This is a genomic window from Phaeobacter piscinae (genome assembly GCF_002407245.1).
Lineage (GTDB): Bacteria > Pseudomonadota > Alphaproteobacteria > Rhodobacterales > Rhodobacteraceae > Phaeobacter > Phaeobacter piscinae.
This window is the reverse complement of the sequence record NZ_CP010681.1, coordinates 2,222,968-2,242,146: the sequence shown is the minus strand read 5'-3', so window position 1 is coordinate 2,242,146 and position 19,179 is coordinate 2,222,968. Positions and strand designations below refer to the sequence as shown.

At 57.0% G+C, this 19,179-nt stretch carries 15 protein-coding genes and 3 pseudogenes; 8 read left to right on the top strand and 10 right to left on the bottom strand.

Translation table 11 applies throughout. From position 1 onward, the window contains the following. Positions 1-3: 3 nt before the first annotated feature. Positions 4-3,321, bottom strand: a complete 3,318-nt coding sequence (locus phaeop14_RS10550; RefSeq protein WP_096789497.1) for a glycosyltransferase family 2 protein — start codon at positions 3,319-3,321, stop codon at positions 4-6. A gap of 444 nt (positions 3,322-3,765) precedes the next feature. On the opposite strand from phaeop14_RS10550, the gene phaeop14_RS10545 reads away from it, so the two are divergent. Then, the gene (locus phaeop14_RS10545) at positions 3,766-4,446 is read left to right on the top strand and encodes a hypothetical protein (protein WP_244905758.1); all 681 of its coding nucleotides are present in this window, start codon (positions 3,766-3,768) and stop codon (positions 4,444-4,446) included. A 126-nt stretch (positions 4,447-4,572) separates the two neighbouring features. On the opposite strand, the pseudogene phaeop14_RS10540 reads toward phaeop14_RS10545, so the two are convergent. From phaeop14_RS10540 to phaeop14_RS10520, 5 genes and pseudogenes are all read right to left on the bottom strand, one after another. Continuing rightward, positions 4,573-5,086: pseudogene (locus phaeop14_RS10540) on the bottom strand (transketolase C-terminal domain-containing protein). A 78-nt stretch (positions 5,087-5,164) separates the two neighbouring features. Beyond that, positions 5,165-6,010: pseudogene (locus tag phaeop14_RS10535) on the bottom strand (thiamine pyrophosphate-dependent dehydrogenase E1 component subunit alpha). Between the two features lie 436 nt (positions 6,011-6,446). Beyond that, positions 6,447-6,632 (bottom strand): annotated as a pseudogene (locus phaeop14_RS10530) (integrase); the annotation flags it as partial. 851 nt (positions 6,633-7,483) lie between these two features. Beyond that, positions 7,484-9,913, bottom strand: a complete 2,430-nt coding sequence (locus phaeop14_RS10525) for a GcvT family protein (RefSeq protein WP_096789495.1) — start codon at positions 9,911-9,913, stop codon at positions 7,484-7,486. Between the two features lie 12 nt (positions 9,914-9,925). Beyond that, complete coding sequence (locus phaeop14_RS10520; protein ID WP_040170326.1) at positions 9,926-10,702, bottom strand: maleate cis-trans isomerase family protein; 777 nt, start codon at positions 10,700-10,702, stop codon at positions 9,926-9,928. A 319-nt stretch (positions 10,703-11,021) separates the two neighbouring features. On the opposite strand from phaeop14_RS10520, the gene phaeop14_RS10515 reads away from it, so the two are divergent. Then, on the top strand, positions 11,022-11,780 hold the full coding sequence (locus tag phaeop14_RS10515) for a GntR family transcriptional regulator (RefSeq protein ID WP_052465661.1): 759 nt from the start codon (positions 11,022-11,024) through the stop codon (positions 11,778-11,780). A gap of 12 nt (positions 11,781-11,792) precedes the next feature. Beyond that, a complete protein-coding gene (locus phaeop14_RS10510) occupies positions 11,793-12,971 on the top strand; it encodes a M24 family metallopeptidase (RefSeq protein WP_096789494.1) in 1,179 nt (392 codons plus the stop codon). Between the two features lie 15 nt (positions 12,972-12,986). Here phaeop14_RS10510 and phaeop14_RS10505 read toward each other — a convergent pair whose 3' ends face one another. Next, complete coding sequence (locus phaeop14_RS10505; RefSeq protein ID WP_040180315.1) at positions 12,987-13,436, bottom strand: Lrp/AsnC family transcriptional regulator; 450 nt, start codon at positions 13,434-13,436, stop codon at positions 12,987-12,989. Positions 13,437-13,693: 257 nt separating this feature from the next. Between phaeop14_RS10505 and phaeop14_RS10500 the strand changes: the two genes are divergently transcribed. The 5 genes from phaeop14_RS10500 (at position 13,694) to phaeop14_RS10480 (ending at position 17,616) form a co-directional block, all read left to right on the top strand. After that, positions 13,694-14,530, top strand: a complete 837-nt coding sequence (locus phaeop14_RS10500; protein WP_040170331.1) for a transporter substrate-binding domain-containing protein — start codon at positions 13,694-13,696, stop codon at positions 14,528-14,530. A gap of 22 nt (positions 14,531-14,552) precedes the next feature. After that, complete coding sequence (gene ehuC / locus phaeop14_RS10495) at positions 14,553-15,275, top strand: ectoine/hydroxyectoine ABC transporter permease subunit EhuC (RefSeq protein ID WP_241770540.1); 723 nt, start codon at positions 14,553-14,555, stop codon at positions 15,273-15,275. A gap of 3 nt (positions 15,276-15,278) precedes the next feature. Further along, positions 15,279-15,980, top strand: coding sequence for an ectoine/hydroxyectoine ABC transporter permease subunit EhuD (gene ehuD / locus phaeop14_RS10490; protein WP_241770541.1), 702 nt, complete (start codon positions 15,279-15,281; stop codon positions 15,978-15,980). Positions 15,981-15,983: 3 nt separating this feature from the next. Beyond that, on the top strand, positions 15,984-16,799 hold the full coding sequence (gene ehuA / locus phaeop14_RS10485; protein ID WP_040170335.1) for an ectoine/hydroxyectoine ABC transporter ATP-binding protein EhuA: 816 nt from the start codon (positions 15,984-15,986) through the stop codon (positions 16,797-16,799). A 118-nt stretch (positions 16,800-16,917) separates the two neighbouring features. Beyond that, positions 16,918-17,616, top strand: a complete 699-nt coding sequence (locus phaeop14_RS10480) for a maleate cis-trans isomerase family protein (RefSeq protein ID WP_244905757.1) — start codon at positions 16,918-16,920, stop codon at positions 17,614-17,616. On the opposite strand, the gene phaeop14_RS10475 is transcribed toward phaeop14_RS10480, so the two are convergent. Genes phaeop14_RS10475 through phaeop14_RS19985 form a run of 3 tightly spaced genes read right to left on the bottom strand, consistent with a single transcriptional unit; the run spans position 17,610 to position 19,112 of the window. Further along, positions 17,610-17,981 (bottom strand): cupin domain-containing protein, encoded by a 372-nt coding sequence (locus phaeop14_RS10475; RefSeq protein WP_096789492.1) that lies wholly within the window; start codon positions 17,979-17,981, stop codon positions 17,610-17,612. The two genes, phaeop14_RS10480 and phaeop14_RS10475, sit on opposite strands and share 7 nt — an antisense overlap. Positions 17,982-18,015: 34 nt before the next feature. Beyond that, positions 18,016-18,597 (bottom strand): pyridoxal-phosphate dependent enzyme, encoded by a 582-nt coding sequence (locus phaeop14_RS19990; RefSeq protein ID WP_275541816.1) that lies wholly within the window; start codon positions 18,595-18,597, stop codon positions 18,016-18,018. Between the two features lie 29 nt (positions 18,598-18,626). Beyond that, positions 18,627-19,112 (bottom strand): pyridoxal-phosphate dependent enzyme, encoded by a 486-nt coding sequence (locus phaeop14_RS19985; RefSeq protein WP_275541815.1) that lies wholly within the window; start codon positions 19,110-19,112, stop codon positions 18,627-18,629. Positions 19,113-19,179 lie beyond the last annotated feature (67 nt).

The window sequence follows — 19,179 nt, the reverse complement described above, 5'->3', positions numbered from 1 at the left end:
GGCTTATCCTTCCGCTTCTGCAAGTTCGGCGCGGAGACGGTTAAGGGAATTGCGGATGTTCTTGGCGTCGCGTTTTTTCAACGTGTATTCACAGACTTGAATGGCGAGCTTTGGGTGGTTCTTTTCCTCAGCCTTCATCAGCAGATCATGCTGAAAACGGGGGAGATCACGACGGGCGCGCAGCAACTGGTAGAACCGTTGGGCGGTAAGGCGGTCCTCAAAAATCTCGCTCAGTATCGGTTCTAGGATCCCCATATTGACCAGCGCCTGCGGCAGCTGGTGGCCGAAGAATGGCATTCTCAACTTGCGGATATTGTCACCTTTCAGGCGATTGACCTGCTGCACATCCGGGTCGAAGTAGGGGTCATAGAGAACCACCGTATCATCAGCGAGATGGGTTGCCTCTGCGGCGTCCGCATAGCGATCATCCCAGTCCAGACGCGCGGTCCAGCCCCAGCGGTCATCATCGGGCAGAATGCGGCGGTCCAGCGTGGTTTGCGGCGCGATGGCGAGTACCTTGGCGCCCGGTGCACATTGCGAATAGGTCAGCGCGCCATAGGCGCCCATGGAGGCACCGTAGAACAGGACCTCATCGAATTGATCAAAGAAACCACTGTCGCGCAGGTGGTCAAAACTATCATGAACAAAGGGGCTGCGGAACCAATTGCGCTTGGAGCCGATCACACCAAGGACCGAACAGCCCAGCGTCTGCGATAGCAGTTTGTAGCCCCACGGCCATCGCTGGCCCTCCTTTTGCTGAACCACATGGATATTGTCGAAAGTGACCACAAGCCGCTTGCCAAAAGGCTCGAAGAACAGCGCGTTTTCATCGCTCTCCCAGAAAAAGCCAGCGCGCTGAGCGGCATGGGTCCGCATGTCCGTGAACCTTGGGTCACCAGCAGCGGGTGCGGTGGTGTCTGGAGCTTTGGGAAGCCAGATCGGCACATGATCAAGCCTATGCTGATCGCTCGAAACAGGCGCGGTGGGTGCGACTTTGACCACACGGCTTGCAGCGGGCGCTGGGTTGGTTGCAGCGGTGACGGCCTGAGGCGCCCGCTGCATCTTCTGAGCCAGATCTGAGACATCCATCGACACGCCCAGCTCTGCTTCCCGACTGCGCAGATCCCCAACACGGATCTTGCCTTGTACCATCTCCTTCAGCAGCTGTGTCTTTGCCTCAATCTGTTCGGGTGAGAGCAGCAGGGCTTCGGGCTCGGGTATCTGGACATCCGCCGGGGTTCCGGCCTCAGCCTGGTCTTCCAGCTTGGTGAGATAGATCGCATCCGGGCGTGCGACTTCGGTCAGGTTTTCGTAAAGTGCGGCGTATTCCGGTTTTGATTTCAGATCAGCGATCTTGGCTTCGTGCCATTGAACCGCTTCCGCATGTAGATTTGCCAGCTTCGCATCGGCCATCAGCGTGTCCAATTCGGCCCGCATCATTGGTACGCGGTTGTGCATGCGTGCGTCGGTTTCAGAGGCGTAGTTGCGCCGCGCCCAGTAGTCGATACCCTGATCCTGCTCCGTATGGTTGATCCGGCCACGGTCCCGCTTCACCAGAAAACTGTCGGCGGAGCGCAGCACGTAGTGGTTGAGCGTCGCCATGCGATACCCAAGTGATCGCTTGGTGGAACGCCAGCCATTGTTGGTTAGCAGCATCTCCGGCATGACGCGACCGGACCCGTTGACCCAGCGCACCTGCGAGACGTTTTCTTCGTCGTCGATTTTCAACGGACGGTGTACGCCGATCTTTGTATAAGGCGCGGACTTGTGCAGCATGCTTTTGAAGCCCCAACCCAGTCGTGGCTTGGGAATGAACTCTGGCGCGCAGGCGGTGAACTGTTCGATGATCGGGCGGTCTTCATAGTTGGCAACGCCACCATTGCCAAAAAATTTCCAGGTGAAGGAGATGACGTTGGGGTCACCAGCCGCTTTGAACAGATCGGCAAAACGTCCTTCGCCGACGTGGATGTTCACAAATTCATCGACATCAATGGTCAGAACCCAATCCGCAGCCTTGTACACGGGTTGCTGCATCGCGTCTGCCAGCGCCACATGCTGAGGCTTCTTACCGGAGGTCGGATCCCAAGGATTGGCGACGCGGGTGACCAGACCCAGCTGAGCCAAGCGATCCAAAATCTCATTTGTGTTGTCGCTGCAATCGTTGGTGTAGACGAGGAAATGCTTCGCCCCGATCGCCTTGTGATAGGCAATCCACTCCAGAATGAACGGCGCCTCGTTCTTCATTGAGGTCAGGATTAGGATGTTATCGTTTGAGATTGGCTCTGACAGCGGTGAGAGCCGGTCGCCAATGGTCTCGGTGCGCAGCTCAAGGTTGTTGATCGCGCGTTGGTAATGCGGGCTCTGCACCAGTTGGTCCAGCGGCATGCTGAGATGCGGGTCGGCTGAGTGCCCAACGGCAGGAGGAGGGGCTTTGGCCGCCGGGGTGTAGGTTTTGGCTTTTGCCAGCTCAGCCTGTGTCGGTTTTCCCGCTGGTGGGCGGTCCGGGATCGGGGCAGCAGCAGCATCAATGTCGTGACGGACCAAGGCGCGGCCGAGATAGCTCTCAGGATGCGGAATGCCGCCCTCATGAGTGATCAGGCGACGGCTCAGCCGACGGTTCCAGAGGTGCACACCATAGCAGCCATCATCGATCTTCTTCTCAACAATATAACCCGGCGACAGCAGATTGCGGCGTTCCTTGAACGAAATCTGGAAAAACGCCATCTGTGGTTTCACATGGGCCATCTCGCCAGTTTCATTGAGAAAATACGTCAATGCTGAGGGGCCCCAGACGCCCCATTTCAGCTCGGATACATGCACCGGGTTGCCAGCCGCATGTGCGGCCTCAAGCTGTGCTCGTTCTTCCCCCTTTGCCCAAGGCGGGATCGGATATTCGTTTTCGCAGAAGGCATTGAGCCGCTGCAGCGTTCGGGAGAACCGGGGCAGACCGAGAACGGCATTGCAGACAAGTCGCCCGGTTTTTTCCCAGCCAAAAACCCATTGATCCTGAAAATCCCAGGGCTTCACGCAGAGAACATCTGCGTCCACCCAAATGACATTCTGCATCGAGATCATCTTGTAGCGAAAGGCATCGGCGTGAACGGCCGGGGAACCAGACACCTTGTGGCGGATGAAGTCTGACGCCGGAAAAATTCGGTTCGCGTCCATCAGCTCAACACCGGGTGGGCAATTGTCTACGGTTTCATAGGTGTAAAGAAGGGTGCGATGTCCGTGATCGGCAAATGATTTGAGACAGGTTTGTTCAAGATAGCTCAGATTTCCCCCAATCCAGAGGGAGGCGATTACTGGGAGGTCAGACATAATATTCCGCACTGCTTCGTTGTTTTTATGAAAAAGGCCAAGAGGGCGATCGTTGGGTCGCTCGAAAATCGTATCTTTCGCTGGGCGAAATTGACGACTTGCAAAATCGAGCCTGAAAAACTGCTCCCTGTCCAGAAGTGCCTCGTTCGACACTCATCCTTGTCACCACAAGGGGGCTCCGTGGGTATGTCGACACGGATCCCTCAGCGCTGGTGCCGTTCGTGCCTATTCATACCTGCCTTATCAACCTCTTGGGCCGGTTATCGACCTGCCTGTGATCATTGCCCGAGGTAACCCCGCATGCCATAAGCGAAAGATACCCTACCTTCTGAGTGCGTTCAAATGATTGTAAGCCACAAACATAACTTTGTTTACGTGAAGCCGGGGAAGACTGCTGGCAGCTCAATCGAACTCGCGATCAGCAGATATTGCGGCCCGCAGGATATGATAACTAAATTGCGCCCGCGTGAGGAAACCCAGCGGGTGGATTGCGTCGCGCGGGTCGAAAATCCGCGATTTGTGAATGTCAACTCCGGCAACATCATCGAACTTCAAAACCACTCCAGATATTGTGATGCGCTGCGCATCTACGGTGAGGATATCGTGGATTACGATGTGGTCTGCACCGAGCGAAATCCCTGGGAGAAAGCAATTTCCTCGTTTTTCTGGAAGGGCAATCGACGCCCAGAGCGTCCGGTAGTACCCCGGTTCAAAAGGTTCGTCAGCGATCACCGCTGGCCGCAGGATTTTGACGTCTATTCGCTAAATGGTGTCTGCGTCGCAGATCACATCATCCGGGTCGAACGCCTAAAGGATGACTACCGCGACTTTTTGAGGTCCCTCGGGATCCCTGTGGAAGGAGAGATCGTGTTTCCATCATCCAAAGGATTTCAGCGCCCGAAGGAGGCGACACGAGAGGCGATGTATACGCGTCCTTGGGTGGTGCGAACTGTGTTTGAGCACACCGAGGAGCTGCGCGCGGTATTGCCTTACCGTTTTGACGACCGCTCCGCGCCAGATATCCAACTGAATGAGGACCGCCGGGCGGCGCGCTACAGGTTCCTCGAAGACAACGACTGCGGTCCGCACTACTGGGAGCCGGTTCAGGCGCCCAACTCGGTTTAGGCTCCCGGCATTGAGGTTCCCAGGTGACTGTTGCGGCGTGAGCGTGTGTGACGGCCAGTTGCAAAAACAAACTCATGGACAGGTTGGCTTGCAAGGACGGTAGATGACGGGGGCGCGTTTAAGATCTCAGCACGGGAACGCCTTTGGGGTTTGTCCGAGGTCAGGCCCGTACCGGCGCTCCACAGATCTCACGCGCGGCGGCGACGATCTTGTCGGCATAGGGCAGGCAGTGCTGTTCCGGAACGCGGGCAAAGGGATCGGCACATCCGGATAGGCGATACGCTTGGGCGGTGCCTTCAGGTCGGCCAGGTTGCTTTCGGTCACGATCGCGATGATTTCGCCTGAGAATCCGTAGCTGTGATTATTCTCGTCTACCACGATCAACCGACCGGTCGGCGATGCTGGCGCGGATCGTGTCGCGGTCTAGCGGCACGAGAGAACGAAGATCAACCACCTCAGCGCTGATCCCCTGCGCGGCCAGCTTGTCGGCCGCTTTCAACCCGTGATGCGCACCGTGGGCAATCGACACGATGGTCACGGCGCGCCCTTCGCGGGCAATCGCGGCTTTGCCGATTTCGGCCTCATAGCTTTCTTCCGGCACATGGGTGAGGGCGCCCGCTTCGGTGCCAAGCCAGCCCATACCCTGCAGCCCCTTGTAATACATATAAATCACCGGATTGGGGTCGCGCAGCGCCGCTGTCATCAGCCCCTTGGCCTATCAGGCGAACACGGCTGTCAGTGCGTCTTCAGGTTCCGGATCGGCGCTTTCGCGGGCAAAACTCATTGCTTCGTCCACAGCGGTCTGTGCTTTTGCTTCCAATGCATCCAGTTCCGCTTCGGTAAAGTTGCCGTCAGCCAGGAGCTTGGCGCGCATTGCCGGGATCGGGTCCTTCTCGAACAGCCCGTCTTTTTCACCGTCCGGGCGGTAACCTTCGGCATCGCCCATAAAATGTCCGGCCGGACGATAAGTCTCGACCTCGATCTGTGGCGGACCTTCGCCGCGACGCGCCCTCGCGATCGCTTCACCGGCAACCTCGTAGATCTTCATTGGATCGTTGCCTGGAGTGTAGTGGCCGGGAATACCGTATGCCGCCGCCCGGTCCGAGTTGCGCTGTATCGTGGTCGAGGCCTCTTTCGACACGGAAATGCCCCAGGCATTGTCCTCGACGACAACGATCATTGGCAGCTTCCAGACGGCAGCGAGATTCGTCGCCTCGTGAAAGGCGCCCTAATTGGCGGCACCTTCACCGATGACAGACACTGCAACACCCGGTTTGCCCTGAATTTGACGCGACAGCGCCGTCCCGGCCGTAGGTATCATGCCTTCAGCGATAATCCCCGAACAGGCAAAGTTCACATCGGCGTCGAAGATATGCATATGGCCACCGCGCCCGCCGGACAGGCCCGCCGCCTCGCCGAAAATATCGGTGGCAATCTTCTTCATGTCCACACCTTTGGCAATGGCCTGATGATGCGGGCGATGCGTCGCGGTCACGATATCTTCGGGATTCAGATGGGCACAAACACAAACCGCCACCGGTTCCTGTCCGTCTGATAGATGCATCTCACCGGGGATCGGCCCGTCCGCCCTATTGAAAACCGGTGACTTGCCTTCCATGTAGATTTTCTCGATAGCGTTTTCGAAACGACGGCTGGTCACCATCTTTTCACACATCCACGCCAAGGTATCTTTTTCTGGCTGTAGTGTTCCTCTCCTCCTTGTCGAAGAAAAGGCTGATAGAGTTTTTATAGGTTGTGTAGCGTTTTCCTAAGGCGACGTGTCGCACCGGAAAAACTGTCTCATTTGGTTCGAGTTGAGACACTCAATTGGACGGACAAGCACCAAACAGCATTGAAGTAGAGAGCGTGAGCTGGTGAAATTGGTCGACTTTTTCGTGGGTTGAGACCTTCCGCTATTCAACTAAGTCCATACCAATGTTGAGATTTGTTCCCACGTCTACAACCGCGTCCGCATCGCGATACATTATTCCCGTTGATGCACCGCGCAACTTACTGTCGATGGCGACGTTGAATAGCGCGACATCGCGCAGGTTCTCTGCGAGCTCAAGCCGCGTACGGATTGCCCAAACCTGGTTCGGCAGGAGCGGGCGTTTCTGGCCGATGATACGTCCCTTGTTCAAGGCTCTGCGTTTCGGGGTGACCGCGGGAAGCTGGTCTCTGGGCATAGTTTGCCTTCTATCCTATCCTCCCCCGACCCAATCATCGGCACCGTGCTGACTCTGGAATTCTATCTGGTTAGGGAAAGTCGGCTTCACAGGTCAGTTCAGCGGCAACGTTGCCGCATCTGCATTTGGCCGGTGAGAGCCCAGGCTGTGAACTTGAAATTCTTGCTGCACGCGCTTGCAGCATCAATAGTACTGCATGTGCAAAAGATGTGATGTCGCTTTGCATCGGAAGGAACGGTCGTTCATGCACACCGCCGCGAGAAACAGATGTCGAGTTTTCAGATCGCTTGACAGTATATGAGCTCGCTTCGGCTGTTCTATTGTCCGAACTGGATTGGAAGTCATCGCAAACCATTTACTTGCAAGCTGCGACGGGCCTCGAGTTGCTCCCCTGAATGTGGTCCACCAATTGGGAACGATATGTCCCGCACCTTTCGAACGGCGGCCATCCTGCACGATGCTATTCTCTCGGCTCTCTGGGCGTCAACGCGGTGCTGGTGGCTGGTTATGGAGGGAGGATCGAGGGCCTATCATGCGAATAATCCAACTTCCCGTAATCCCCCCAAAACACCAAGCCTGGAGTTAACGGCGGAACATTGGCCAGAAACGACTGCAGCTTCCCAAAAAGATGTGGGCCACTCGTCGTGGCTGCGGGGTAAGCACCCGACCCAAAAAGACATGGGTTGAGCTGGTGCAAATGTTGCCCAAATAAAATGCCCGCATGCTATAAGTGCAACTCTTGTCTGTATTGCCGGTTGGAAAGCCCGGCCATACAACTCAGACATATGGTGGTTTCACATCCGCTCTGGCCCGAATTGGGAGGGGATGTGATTGGAGCATGTAGGCAGATTTCAACTTCCAGTCTGAGGGCGCGAAAGGGGCTGGCGACTGAGGGTAGCCGATACGACTTGCCCTTCCACGACGACTGCATAAGTCCCGTTCGAGATTGACGCGCTGTTGTCAGCGTTGATGAAGCACGTCCCAATCGCGGCTCCTTGCTGGTAGGCATATCCGCCGCTTGCGACGTAGCCGACCACCTGACCATCCTCCAAGACAGGTTCGTTGTGATGCAACAGGGGACCCGCCTCTTTCAGCTTAATGTGACATAGGAACGGGCCTTCGCCCGCTGCCTTGCGCGCGACAAAGGCATCGCGCCCGATGAAGGGGGGGGCCTTGTCGGGCTTGCAAACAAAACCCAGCCCGACCTGATGGGGCGCTTCGGTGTAGGACATGTCGTGACCCCAGTGCAGGAAGCCCTTTTCGATCCTCAGCGCGTTCAGCGCCTCACCGCCAACCAATCGAAGGCCCATGGGTTCTCCTGCCGCCCACAGGACCTCAAAAACATGCTCGGCAAAATCGGGAGTGATAAAAATCTCCCAACCCAATTCACCGGTGTAGGACAGGCGTTGCGCAAATACGGGGGCATGTCCGATGTGAAAATGCTGAAGGCTGTTGAACGGGAAAGCCTCGTTTGACAGATCTGCATCGCAGACCGCCGCCAGCAGATCGCGTGATTTGGGTCCCGCAACGGACAGCACCGCATGGGCGGTCGTCGCGTCACGCAGGCGCACATCTTCACCGTCGGCAATGTGGCGTTTCAGGTGATCGCGGTCGCGGCGAGTATGCGAGATCGACGACATCAACATGAAACTATCCACCCCATGGCGCGCCACGGTTACATCGCTTTCAATGCCGCCGCGTTCGTTTAGCATCAGCGTATAGGCGACGCGGCCTACCGGCATGTTGATGTCATTGGTGCATATGCGTTGCAAGAATCGCATGGCATGGGGGCCCTCGACCATCAATTTTCCCAGCATGGAATAGTCGATCATCGCCACGCCTGTCCGGGCGGCTTTCTGTTCGGCCTGCGCATGATCGAACCAGCTGGGGCGATGGAAGGAATAATCATATTCCGGCGTAACCCCCTCTGGCGCGAACCAGCCGGGGCGTTCCCAGCCTTGCGCCTCGGAATAGACGGCGCCCTTCGCCTTCATCGCGTGATAGAACGGCGTGCGGCGGAGACCGCGGGCGGTTTCACGCTGACGGCCCGGCCAGTGCATTGCATAGGTCAGGACCAGCGTTTCCGCGCAGCGTTCACGCAAATAGGGATCGCGCGCCTGCCATTCTTCGATGCGGGCGGGGTCCATCTCTGCAAGGTCCATGGTCGGGTGGCCAGCCATGATCCAATCAGCGAGCGCCTTGCCCGCGCCGGGGCCAGACTGGATGCCGGTGGAATTGACTCCGGCCAGCACGTAATACCCCTTGAGATCAGGGGCTTCGCCCAGCGTAAAGCGCCCGTCGTGGGAATAGCTCTCCGGGCCATTGAAAAAGGTGCGGATTCCGGTTTCCTGAAGGATCGGCACACGGTTCAGGGCCAGTTCGAGCACTTCCATCACATCATCGTCAACAAACGGCAGGCTGTCGAATTCAAAGCTGTCGGGAATGCCATCCTTCGCCCAGGCCTTTGCGTGGAAATGCGCAAAACCAAAGAGCAGCTTACCCGCATCTTCCTTCCAGTAGGTGCCATCGCAGTAGGACCGCAGAACGGGCAGATCGGAGGGCAGGTCGGGGATGGGTTCGGTCACGAGGTAATAGTGTTCGCAAGCGTGAAGTGGCACGCCGACCCCGTCTTGGCGGCCCAACTCCCGCGCCCACATGCCGCTGCAGTTCACCACGAAATCGGCGGTGATCGTGCCCTCATCGGTGCGCACGCCGGTGACGTTTCCACCTTCAGTCAGTACCTCATCTACCTTGATCCGTTCCCGGATCGTGGCGCCATGCATTCGCGCGCCCTTGGCCAACGCCTGGGTCAGGTCTATGGGGTTGGCAGACCCGTCGGAAGGCATGTGGATGCCGCCCAACACGCCCTCGGCATTCATCAGTGGCCAGCGTTCAGCGATTTCGGCGGTGTTCATGTAGTGCGCTTCGATTCCGAAGAGGGAAGCAAAATCCGCCTTGCGCTTGAGTTCGGCCAGCCGTTCCTCGTTCACGGCGATGGAGATCGAGCCCGATTGCCGGAAACCCGGGTTCTGGCCGGTCTCGGCTTCGATTTCCTGAAGCAGTTCGACCCCGTAGCTGGCGAAAGCCGTTGTCGCGTGGCTTCCCTGGAGTTGTCCAACAAGGCCTGCGGCGTGCCATGTCGTGCCGCTGGTCAGCGTCTTGCGTTCCAGAAGAATGACGTCTTTCCAACCCGCCTTAGCCAGGTGATAGGCCACGGAACAGCCATGAATGCCGCCGCCAATGATAACAACTTGGGCGTGGGTGGGGAGGGGGTTTGCCATGGTAGATCCTGTCTATCTGAGTGATGCCTGAAAGAGCCGCCCACAGTTCTCCGGAGCGTCATTTAGCCCCGCAAGACGCATCATGTGCCACGCGAGTGCTTGATTGGAGGCGATGACCGGTTTGCGGATTGCGGCCTCGGCCAATGGAATGACCTCAAGGGCGCGCAGGCTTGTGCAAGAAACGAATACCCCGTCGCAATCTCTGCGGTTACCGATATGACGCACGGCCTTGAGGATGCTGTCTGCACTGATCCTCGCGACGGTGAAATCATCGGACTGATCGAATGTGGCCACGGCGGTTGTGTCGTATCCGGCCTCCCTAAGGTTGGCCTGCATCGCCAGGGTCACATCGACCGGATAAGGCGTAACCAGCGCGATCCGGTTCAGCCCAAGCGCGGCCATTGCGGCCTTGCAGGCGGTGATCGGGTTGGTCGTTTTGGCAGCGGGATGAACGCCGCGGATCAGGGTGTCGACGCGGTCCTCGCCGATCATTGTGGCGCCAGAGGTGCAGGCATAACCGATCACGTCGAAGCCAAAGCGTTCTGGCAAAAGCGCGGCCGCATGCGGAAGGTCCGCCGCCATCTGGCGGAGCGTCTCGGGCGATACGTCCATCGTATTGGGTATGCGCGCGGCATAGGGGGCCACATCGTCCTGTTTTGAAAAAATGCGGGCAAATTCATGCTCAATCGTTTGATCTGTCTGCAACACGACAAGGCCAAAGCGCGCACGCGTTCCCAAGCCACCGTCTGTCGTGAAATCAAGCGTTTCGACGTGGTCGTTCTGTATCATGACTGATCTCTCCTGCGGGATGGGGCCTAGCCCATATCAGCGGTGAGGCGGGGCTGACGATCGAAACAGGGGTGACCAGTGAGGGTCTCGCCGGACGTCTCACATCTGCCCGGCTTTCCGCGGCCATCGCGCCAGAAGTTGTTTTTTCGGTCTCGGGTCAAAAGGTTCATTTGCTTTCTCCCGCAATCTGGTATATACCAGTTATAATTTTTGTAACTACATCGGCGCAACGGGACCTGTCAATATCAAACAATCGCTTGCGCTGACTGGTATATACCAAATACTCTGTGCGCAATTTTGTAATTCTGGAGCGCGGGAAATGTTAAGCGGGCATGACAGCGATATCGAAACAGATGCAGCGATTGCCCGGCCGCGGTTTCTGCAAATCGCAGACGATATTCGCGGTCAGATTGCGCGGAAGGAATTGAAAGAGCACGATATTCTTCCATCAGAGCGCAGCCTGTCCGAACAATACAGTGTGAGCCGCATGACCGGGCGCAGGGCGCTTGAGGCGCTGGAAACCGAAGGGGTGGTCTACAGCTCGGACCGTCGCGGGCGGTTTGTTTCACCCCAGCGACTGAGCTACAATGTAAGCAACATGGTCAGCTTCGTCAGCAACGCGCAGGCCAGTAACATCGACCTTCAAATCGAGGTGATCGACACGGTCGAGACCGCGATGGACGGCAAACTGGCCGCACGTCTTGGGCAGCCCGAAGGGTGTCGCGTTACAGCCTATACGCGGCTGTTTCATACCGGTGATCACCCAATTTTTATCGAGACCGAGTCCCTCGTCGCGGATCGATTCCCCGATTTCCTGCGCCATGATCTGCGGCAGTCGACGACGCAGATACTCGAAACACAGTACCAGACCTCTGCCGCCACCGGCGACATCGTGATCCGAATGCGCGGCGTTCAGGAGCAAGAGGCACAGCTTCTGGGAATTTCCGCCAGCCATACCGTGATCGAACTGGAACAGGTCATCCGCGATGCAAATGGCGTGCCGTTCTGTTTTGGGCGGCAGGTCTGGCGAGGAGAAATGGCCGAGTTCTCGGCCCATGCCATCGTGACCCGCCGATAAAGGAACAAAGCAATGTCACTCGCCGACGCAGCCCCCGAGCGGGGATTTCAGAATACGGAATTCGAGGCACGCACGGCAAGAGCACAGCGGCTGATGGCGCGCGATGGCTTGGCCGGATTGTTGCTGATGAGCGAGCAGGACGTCCGGTATTTCACCGGCTTTCACACCCTGTTCTGGCAAAGCCCGACTCGGCCATGGTTCGTCTTCGTGCCGGCGAGCGGCAAGCCGGTCGCGGTCATCCCTGAGATCGGCGCCGAACTGATGCGTCGCAGCTGGATCGACGACATCCGCACATGGAGCGCACCGGCACCCGAGGACGATGGTATCAGCCTTCTGACAGAGCTTCTGGCGCCCTTAGCAAAAGTGGGTGCAAGGGTCGGCGTGATGAAGGGTCATGAGACCAAGTTGCAGATGCCGCTGGGCGATTGGGAACGTCTTGTTGCGCGGTTGGGCGGGATCAAGTTTGCGGATGTGACCAAGCTGGTTCAGGGCCTGCGGATGGTCAAATCCCCTGCCGAGATCAAAAAGCTGTCCCATATCTGCGCAATCGGATCCGCAGCTTTTAGCAAAGTACCGGATCTGGTTGGCGAGGGGATGCCGCTTGAAGAAGTTTTCCGGCAATTCAGGTTGGCGGCGATAGGGTCTGGCGCGGATGATGCACCCTATGTGGTGGGCGCAGCCGATCAGGGTGGCTATGCCGATGTGATTTCACCACCCTCGCGGCGGCCGCTTCAGAAGGGTGATGTTTTGATGTTGGATACGGGGTGCACCTGGGACGGCTATTTTTGCGACTTTGATCGCAACTGGGCCATTGGCGATGTTCATGATGATGCCAAACGCGCGTATGACGTGTTGTGGCGGGCAACTCAGTCTGGGATCGATGCGGCAAGGCCAGGCAACACCTGCCGTGATCTGTTTCTTGCGATGTCGAAAGTCATCGCCGAGATGGACAGCTCTGGTGGCGATATCGGGCGGCTTGGCCATGGCTTAGGAATGCAGTTGACCGAACAGCCCTCGCACGCGGCATTTGATGAGACCGAACTCAAAGAGAACATGGTTCTGACACTCGAACCATCGCTGAGCTATGGCGAAGGACTGATGATGGTGCATGAAGAGAACATCGTCGTGTCCAATGGCGAGGCTAAGCTGCTTACAACGCGCGCAGCGCCGGAGCTGATACTGGTACGCTAGGCGCGCGCTGCTGGACTAGATGATATCCAACGACACCTTGACGCGATCCATCACGATTGAAGACGTGAATTTGCTGACGTTGGATGAATCGAAAAAATATTCTTGGGTGAATTGCTCGTACTCGGCGATATCCTGCACGATCACGACCAGGATGAAATCGGCCTCGCCAGTCGCATAATAGCACTGCTGGACGGCTGGTGCGCTGCGCATGCGGCGCTTGAATTCATCCAAGTGCCGGCGGCTTTCTCGCTCTAGCATGACCTGAACAATCACGGTCATACCCCGGCCCAATGCGACCGGGGATAGCACTGCTATTTCGCGCTCGATTATGCCGGTTTCTCGCAGCTTTTTGAGGCGCTTCTGAACAGCCGGCGGTGACAGTCCAATTTCACACCCAATCGCTTCTGCCGTCAGACGCGCGTCGTTTTGAACCAGTCTGAGAATCTCTAAATCTTTGTCATCCATGATCTGATCTAAATCACCAAGTTCGAAGAATACAATCAATTTAATTCCGATTTGGGGAGATTAGACGAAAATGATCTCATTTTGGCTATAGTCTCAAGGCTGTCGACTTGGGGGAGAGCACTGAAGAACCAAATCATGCGCCGATTTGTACGTCCGAGGGGCGTTCGTTGCCTCCTGCAGTCAGTTAACCCTCCGAGAGACCTCGAATACCAACCGCGCATTCCCCCAACGTCATCTAACAAGGAGGATGCTAACTCATGAAATTCACCAAAATGCTACTCACTGCGGGTATCGCAATCGCCACATCGGCAACAACCGTGTTCGCAGGTCCTTTGCAGGACCGTATCGACGCCGGTGAAACAATCCGCGTCGGTTTCGCCAACATTCCGCTTTGGGGCTATCCCAATGAGAACGGCGACGCAGACGGCTTCACAAACGACATTGCGATCCAGACGCTCGCATCGATGGGCCTGACCAACATCGAGGCTGTCGTGACAGACTGGGGCGGATTGATCCCGGGCTTGAAGGCCGAACGCTTCGACCTGATCACCGGTGGCATGTATGTCTTGGGCTCGCGTTGTGAAAACGTCACCTTCTCGGAGCCTGTTGCAAAGTCAGGCGATGGGATCCTGGTTGCTGCAGGCAACCCGGAAAACATCAATAACTATACGGACGTGCTGGAAGGCAGCCACATCATGGTGACCGGCGCCGGCTACAACACGGTGGAAGCTGCCAAGAACCTCGGCATTGCAGATGCCAATATCATGCAGGTGCCCGGCCCGACAGAAATGGTTGCCGCCCTTAAGGCAGGCCGCGCAGCTGCTGCGATCCTGACAGACTTCGAAGCACAGCATCTCGCCGCTGACCACGCTGAAATCGAGCTCGCCGATTCTTCGCAGATGGAAGAGTGGAGCAAGAACTACGCTGCGATCGGCTTTCGTCACGAAGACAAAGAGTTTGTCGAAACCTTCAACGCTGCCCTCAAAGACTACATGGGAAGCGACGAGATGATGGCCGTTGTTGGCGAGCATGATTATTCTGAAGTGCACCTTCCGGGTGACGTCACAGCAGAATGGGCCTGCGCCAACCGGTGAGCGCGCCTCAGCGTGAACTTGAGTGGCAGATCAACCTGGTCTGCCACTTTTCTTGAACATTCCTGTTCGGAGCGAACTCGTGGGTCTTATTGAATTCTATGGCCAGTACTGGCCCCTCTTGATGTCAGGCACAGGCATCACGATTGCACAGTTCCTACTTGGGGCTGTTTTAACGGTCGCACTGGCGCTTGTGTTCGGATTGATGAAGATGTCCTCGAACAAGCTGATCAAAGGCTCGTCCGTTGTCTATATTGAGATTTTCCGAGGCACTTCGCTGCTTGTTCAGCTTTATTGGATTTTCTTTGTTCTGCCGCTGTTTGGCCTCACGCTTGAGAAGTTCACGGCGGGTTGGATTGCTATTGGCTTAAACGCTGGTGCCTACGGGGCCGAGCTGGTTCGCGGTGGCATCATGGCGGTTCCGAAAGGCCAATGGGAAGCGGCAACGGCGATCAATATGAGCGGGGCACGACGCATGTGGCGCATCATTCTGCCACAAGCGCTGGTCAACATGTTGCCCGCCTGGGGCAACCTGATGATCGAGATCTTGAAAGGCACTGCGCTTGTGTCACTGATTGCCGTGACCGACCTGATGTTTCAGGCCAAGCAGATCAACGCGAGCACCTATCAGTCGGCACAGATATTCGGTGCGGCGCTGGTCATCTACTACGTTCTGGCCCGCTTCCTGCTGACCCCTTTCTTGCGTTGGCTTGAAGGGTTCATGGCCCACAAACTGGGGAGGGCATAACCCGTGTTGGACTGGCTTTTCAGAGACGAATGGTTCCCCAAGTTCGACTGGCGTTGGGACTACACCTGGGAGATCTTGCCGCGCCTGATCGAGGCGACAGGCAACACGCTGATGGCAGCGGCCTCGGGCTATGCCATTGCGCTGGTTCTTGGGCTTGTCCTTGCACTCGCACAGCGCAGCCCAAGCAGGCTCTTGACGTTTGTGGTGCGCGAATTCGTGGAATTTGTTCGTTCGACGCCGCTGCTCCTTCAGATCTTCTTTATCTTTTATGTCGGTCCCCAGTTCGGGATTACGCTCAGTCCTTGGGTGTCTGGCATGATCGCCATCGGTCTGCACTACTCCTGCTACCTGTCCGAGGTCTACCGCGGCGGGCTCGACAGTGTGCCCAAGGGGCAGTGGGAAGCGGCGACAGCTCTGAACATGACCACCGCCCAGACCTACAAGCGGCTGATCATCCCGCAGGCCATCCCGCCCGCGATTCCAGGGCTGGGCAACTACCTTGTCGGGATCTTCAAGGACACGCCAATGCTGTCGGTAATCGGGGTGGCCGAGTTGATCCATACCGCCAATTCAATCGGCTCCGAGACTTGGCGCTACTTGGAGGCCTACACCATGGTTGGTGTGATCTTTCTGGCGCTCTCTTTGCCCGCCGCTGGCCTTATTCGCGCATTTGAAGGATTCGTGCGCCGCAAACTAGGAATGTAAGAAATGGAAGATCTGACGGGTTTCCCAACTGAAATCACGAGAGCGGGCCAGCCGATGGTCAGCTTCAAAAAAGTGCAAAAGGCCTATGGTTCTTTGGTGGTTCTGGATGATCTTGATCTGGATGTATCAGCCGGTGAAATGGTGTCAATCATCGGGCCGTCAGGGTCGGGCAAGACCACTGTTCTGCGGATGTTGATGACGCTCGAGAAGATCAACGGCGGCGTCATCTACGTGGATGGCAAACCGCTGACGCACATGGAAAAAAATGGCAAGCTTGTCCCTGCTAGCGAGAAGCACCTCCGCGCCCGGCGCAGCGATATCGGGATGTGCTTTCAACACTTTAACCTGTTCCCGCATATGACGGCGATCCAGAATTGCATGGAAGGTCCGGTTCAGGTGCTCGGTCTGTCCAAAGCTGAGGCGCGAGACCGTGGCGAGGAGCTGCTTGAACTCGTGGGCATGGCGGACAAGAAAGACCAACACCCTTCGCGGCTCTCGGGTGGGCAGCAACAACGCGTCGCGATTGCGCGCGCGCTGGCGATGCGCCCCAAGGTGATGCTGTTTGACGAGGTGACGTCGGCGCTTGACCCCGAGGTCATCGGCGAGGTGACGAACGTCATTCGCAAGCTCGTTTCAGAGCACAATCTGACAATGCTGATGGTCACGCACCAGATGGGCTTTGCCCGCGATATTTCGGATCGCGTCTGTTTTTTCTACGGCGGCAAGATCGAAGAACAGGGACCGCCGGCAGAGCTGTTCGGGAACCCAAAACGTGAGCGCACACAGCAATTCCTCAGCGCGGTGAAAGAGGCCGTCTGACACTGGTCATACGAAAGAGGTTTTAGTGTTTTCAGCGGGCGATGAGGTCAAATCCCGGAGTTGGGCTCCGGTTCTGGATGCCGGGCGCCACAACAGGGCGCAGCTTGGGTTCATATTGATGTCGACGGATCTTGCGAGTGAGCAGGATTTCTTCGACATGGCGCCTCCGGGTGTTGGCATCCACATCACCCGTTTGAAGACCGACGACCATACCACGCGCGAAACCCTCGCCCAACATATCCACCATATGGCCGACGCCGCATCACGGCTGCAACCTGACATGAAGCCTGAGGTAGTCAGTTATGGCTGCACCAGCGGGTCCATCGTCAACGGTGAGCAAGCCGTGTTTGACGCAATTGTCAAAGGTGCGCCCTGGGCGCAGCCCATGTGCATTGTGACGGGTGTGGTCGATGCATTGCGGGCGGTGGGTGCACAAAAACTGGTAGTCGGCACGCCCTATCTGGATGAAATCAATACTGCCGAAGCAGAGTTTCTTGTTCGAAAGGGCTTTGACATCCTCGATATTCAGGGCCTCAACCTTGCAACGGGGATCGAGTTTGGGCAGGTCACCCCTTCCTTCTGGAGAGACTTTGCCGTTCAGATTGATCAACCCGAGGCAGACGCTATCTTTTTGTCTTGCGGCGGTATCCGCGCACTGGAAGTGGCTGAAGAGATTGAGCAGATTGTCGGCAAGCCGGTGATCACGTCAAATCAGGCGCAGTTCTGGAGCTGTCTGCGGCGCGCCGGACTCCCGGACAGGCTCACCGGATTCGGCCAGCTGTTTCAGCATCCGGGCACAGAGATTCTGCCTCAGTAACCGCCCGATTTATGGCCGAAGAACACCTTGGTGATGTCTTCGCTGACATCCCAGGTGACCCGTTTACCATCATGGATAAATAGGCTGTCGCCCGGGCCAAGCTCGATGATTTGGCCCGTGTCGTTTTGAATTAGGTGGCATCGGCCGGACAAGACCGTCATCAACTCATCGCCTTGCTCGGTGCATTCGAATGCGCCCTTGGTACAGCGCCAGATGCCATAGCGGGTTGTGTGCCCAGGGCCTCCGGCATCTAGTCGGCCATATGTTTCCGGCGCGCCACGGGTGATCACATAATCACTTTGCGGGGAATCAAACGGCCAGAATTCAAGCGGCCCAACATCGTCTCCCGGCTTGTATCTTGGCATTTGAACCCCCTCGCAATTGCGTATGGAGCCCGCATTAAGCGGCCTCTAAACCTTCCATGATCATGCTGAAAATCTCGGCGTCTGTCACACCTTCCGACCCGATCAACAGAACACGCGAGGTTGATGACAGGCCAAGTTTTTCAGCAAGGGAAGGATCTTCCATCGCAGCGATCAAAGCAGCCAGACCTGCGACAGCGCTTTCTCCGGCTTGCACAGCCGCTTCATTGGCAAGTGGTTTGGCCAGCAGGCGTACTGTTGGGGCAACCATCTCTTCGGGGATCGTCAAGTAATAGGTGGCTTCCTCTGATAGGATTTCCCATGCAAGGCCCGAGGGTTCGCCGCAAGACAGCCCGGCCATCAATGCCTCTTCTGCGATGTCTACTTTTTTGGCCGCGCCGGTTTTTGCGCTTTCAAACAGGCATGCGGCCAACTCTGGCTCTACAATGATGGGCCGGGGAGAGGCACCACCCCAGTACTGGCGCAGCGCTGCGATCACGCCCGCTGCTAAATCACCAACTCCACCTTGCAAAAACACATGGGTCGGTGGCTGATCCAGCGCGTTGCAGATCTCTTGCACCATGACGCCATAGCCACTCATCACATCGCGCGGGGGCAACGAATAGCCGGGCCAGGAGGTGTCGGAAACTACGAACCAACCATTCTCTTCAGCCTCGGATTTTGAAGAAGGGCGGACTCGTCGTAATTCCCTTCGATCCGGACAACATCGGCACCAAGATCCCGCATGGCGACGGCGCGGCCCTCGCTTACCTCCGCATGAATGTAGATGCGACAAGGCACGCCAAAGCGTTTGCAGCCCCAGGCAAGTGATCGTCCGTGGTTGCCGTCGGTCGCAGATACAAGCGTGATCTTTGCGCAGTCCTCGGCATATGCCCCGTTTATGGCGTCAGCAAGGGAGACAGCCCTGTCGAAGTGCTTTGATATTTCACGTTGCAGCACGCGCAGCGCGGTATAGGATCCACCCAACGCCTTAAAGCTACCAAGCCCAATGCGCGGGCCTTCATCTTTGTAAAGGATTTCGCCAACGCCAATCTCGGCTGCGATTGTGGAAAGTGAGACCAGCGGCGTTGGTACGTAGCCGTCCCAAGCGGCGATTTCCTCACGCGCGGTCAAGAAGCTCTCATGTGTCAAAACACGGTATGAGGCGTCTCCTTCCCCGGGGTTCGCTGCGATGTGTTCG

What these genes read in the sequence shown, in the direction of transcription:
- phaeop14_RS10520 (WP_040170326.1), bottom strand. Translation starts at nt 10,702, where the DNA reads ATGATACAGAACGACCACGTCGAAACGCTTGATTTCACGACAGACGGT.
- phaeop14_RS10510 (WP_096789494.1), top strand. Translation starts at nt 11,793, where the DNA reads ATGTCACTCGCCGACGCAGCCCCCGAGCGGGGATTTCAGAATACGGAA.
- phaeop14_RS10525 (WP_096789495.1), bottom strand. Translation starts at nt 9,913, where the DNA reads ATGGCAAACCCCCTCCCCACCCACGCCCAAGTTGTTATCATTGGCGGC.
- phaeop14_RS10515 (WP_052465661.1), top strand. Translation starts at nt 11,022, where the DNA reads ATGTTAAGCGGGCATGACAGCGATATCGAAACAGATGCAGCGATTGCC.
- phaeop14_RS10480 (WP_244905757.1), top strand. Translation starts at nt 16,918, where the DNA reads ATGTCGACGGATCTTGCGAGTGAGCAGGATTTCTTCGACATGGCGCCT.
- phaeop14_RS10500 (WP_040170331.1), top strand. Translation starts at nt 13,694, where the DNA reads ATGAAATTCACCAAAATGCTACTCACTGCGGGTATCGCAATCGCCACA.
- ehuA (WP_040170335.1), top strand. Translation starts at nt 15,984, where the DNA reads ATGGAAGATCTGACGGGTTTCCCAACTGAAATCACGAGAGCGGGCCAG.
- phaeop14_RS10550 (WP_096789497.1), bottom strand. Translation starts at nt 3,321, where the DNA reads ATGTCTGACCTCCCAGTAATCGCCTCCCTCTGGATTGGGGGAAATCTG.
- phaeop14_RS10505 (WP_040180315.1), bottom strand. Translation starts at nt 13,436, where the DNA reads ATGGATGACAAAGATTTAGAGATTCTCAGACTGGTTCAAAACGACGCG.
- phaeop14_RS10475 (WP_096789492.1), bottom strand. Translation starts at nt 17,981, where the DNA reads ATGCCAAGATACAAGCCGGGAGACGATGTTGGGCCGCTTGAATTCTGG.
- phaeop14_RS10545 (WP_244905758.1), top strand. Translation starts at nt 3,766, where the DNA reads ATGATAACTAAATTGCGCCCGCGTGAGGAAACCCAGCGGGTGGATTGC.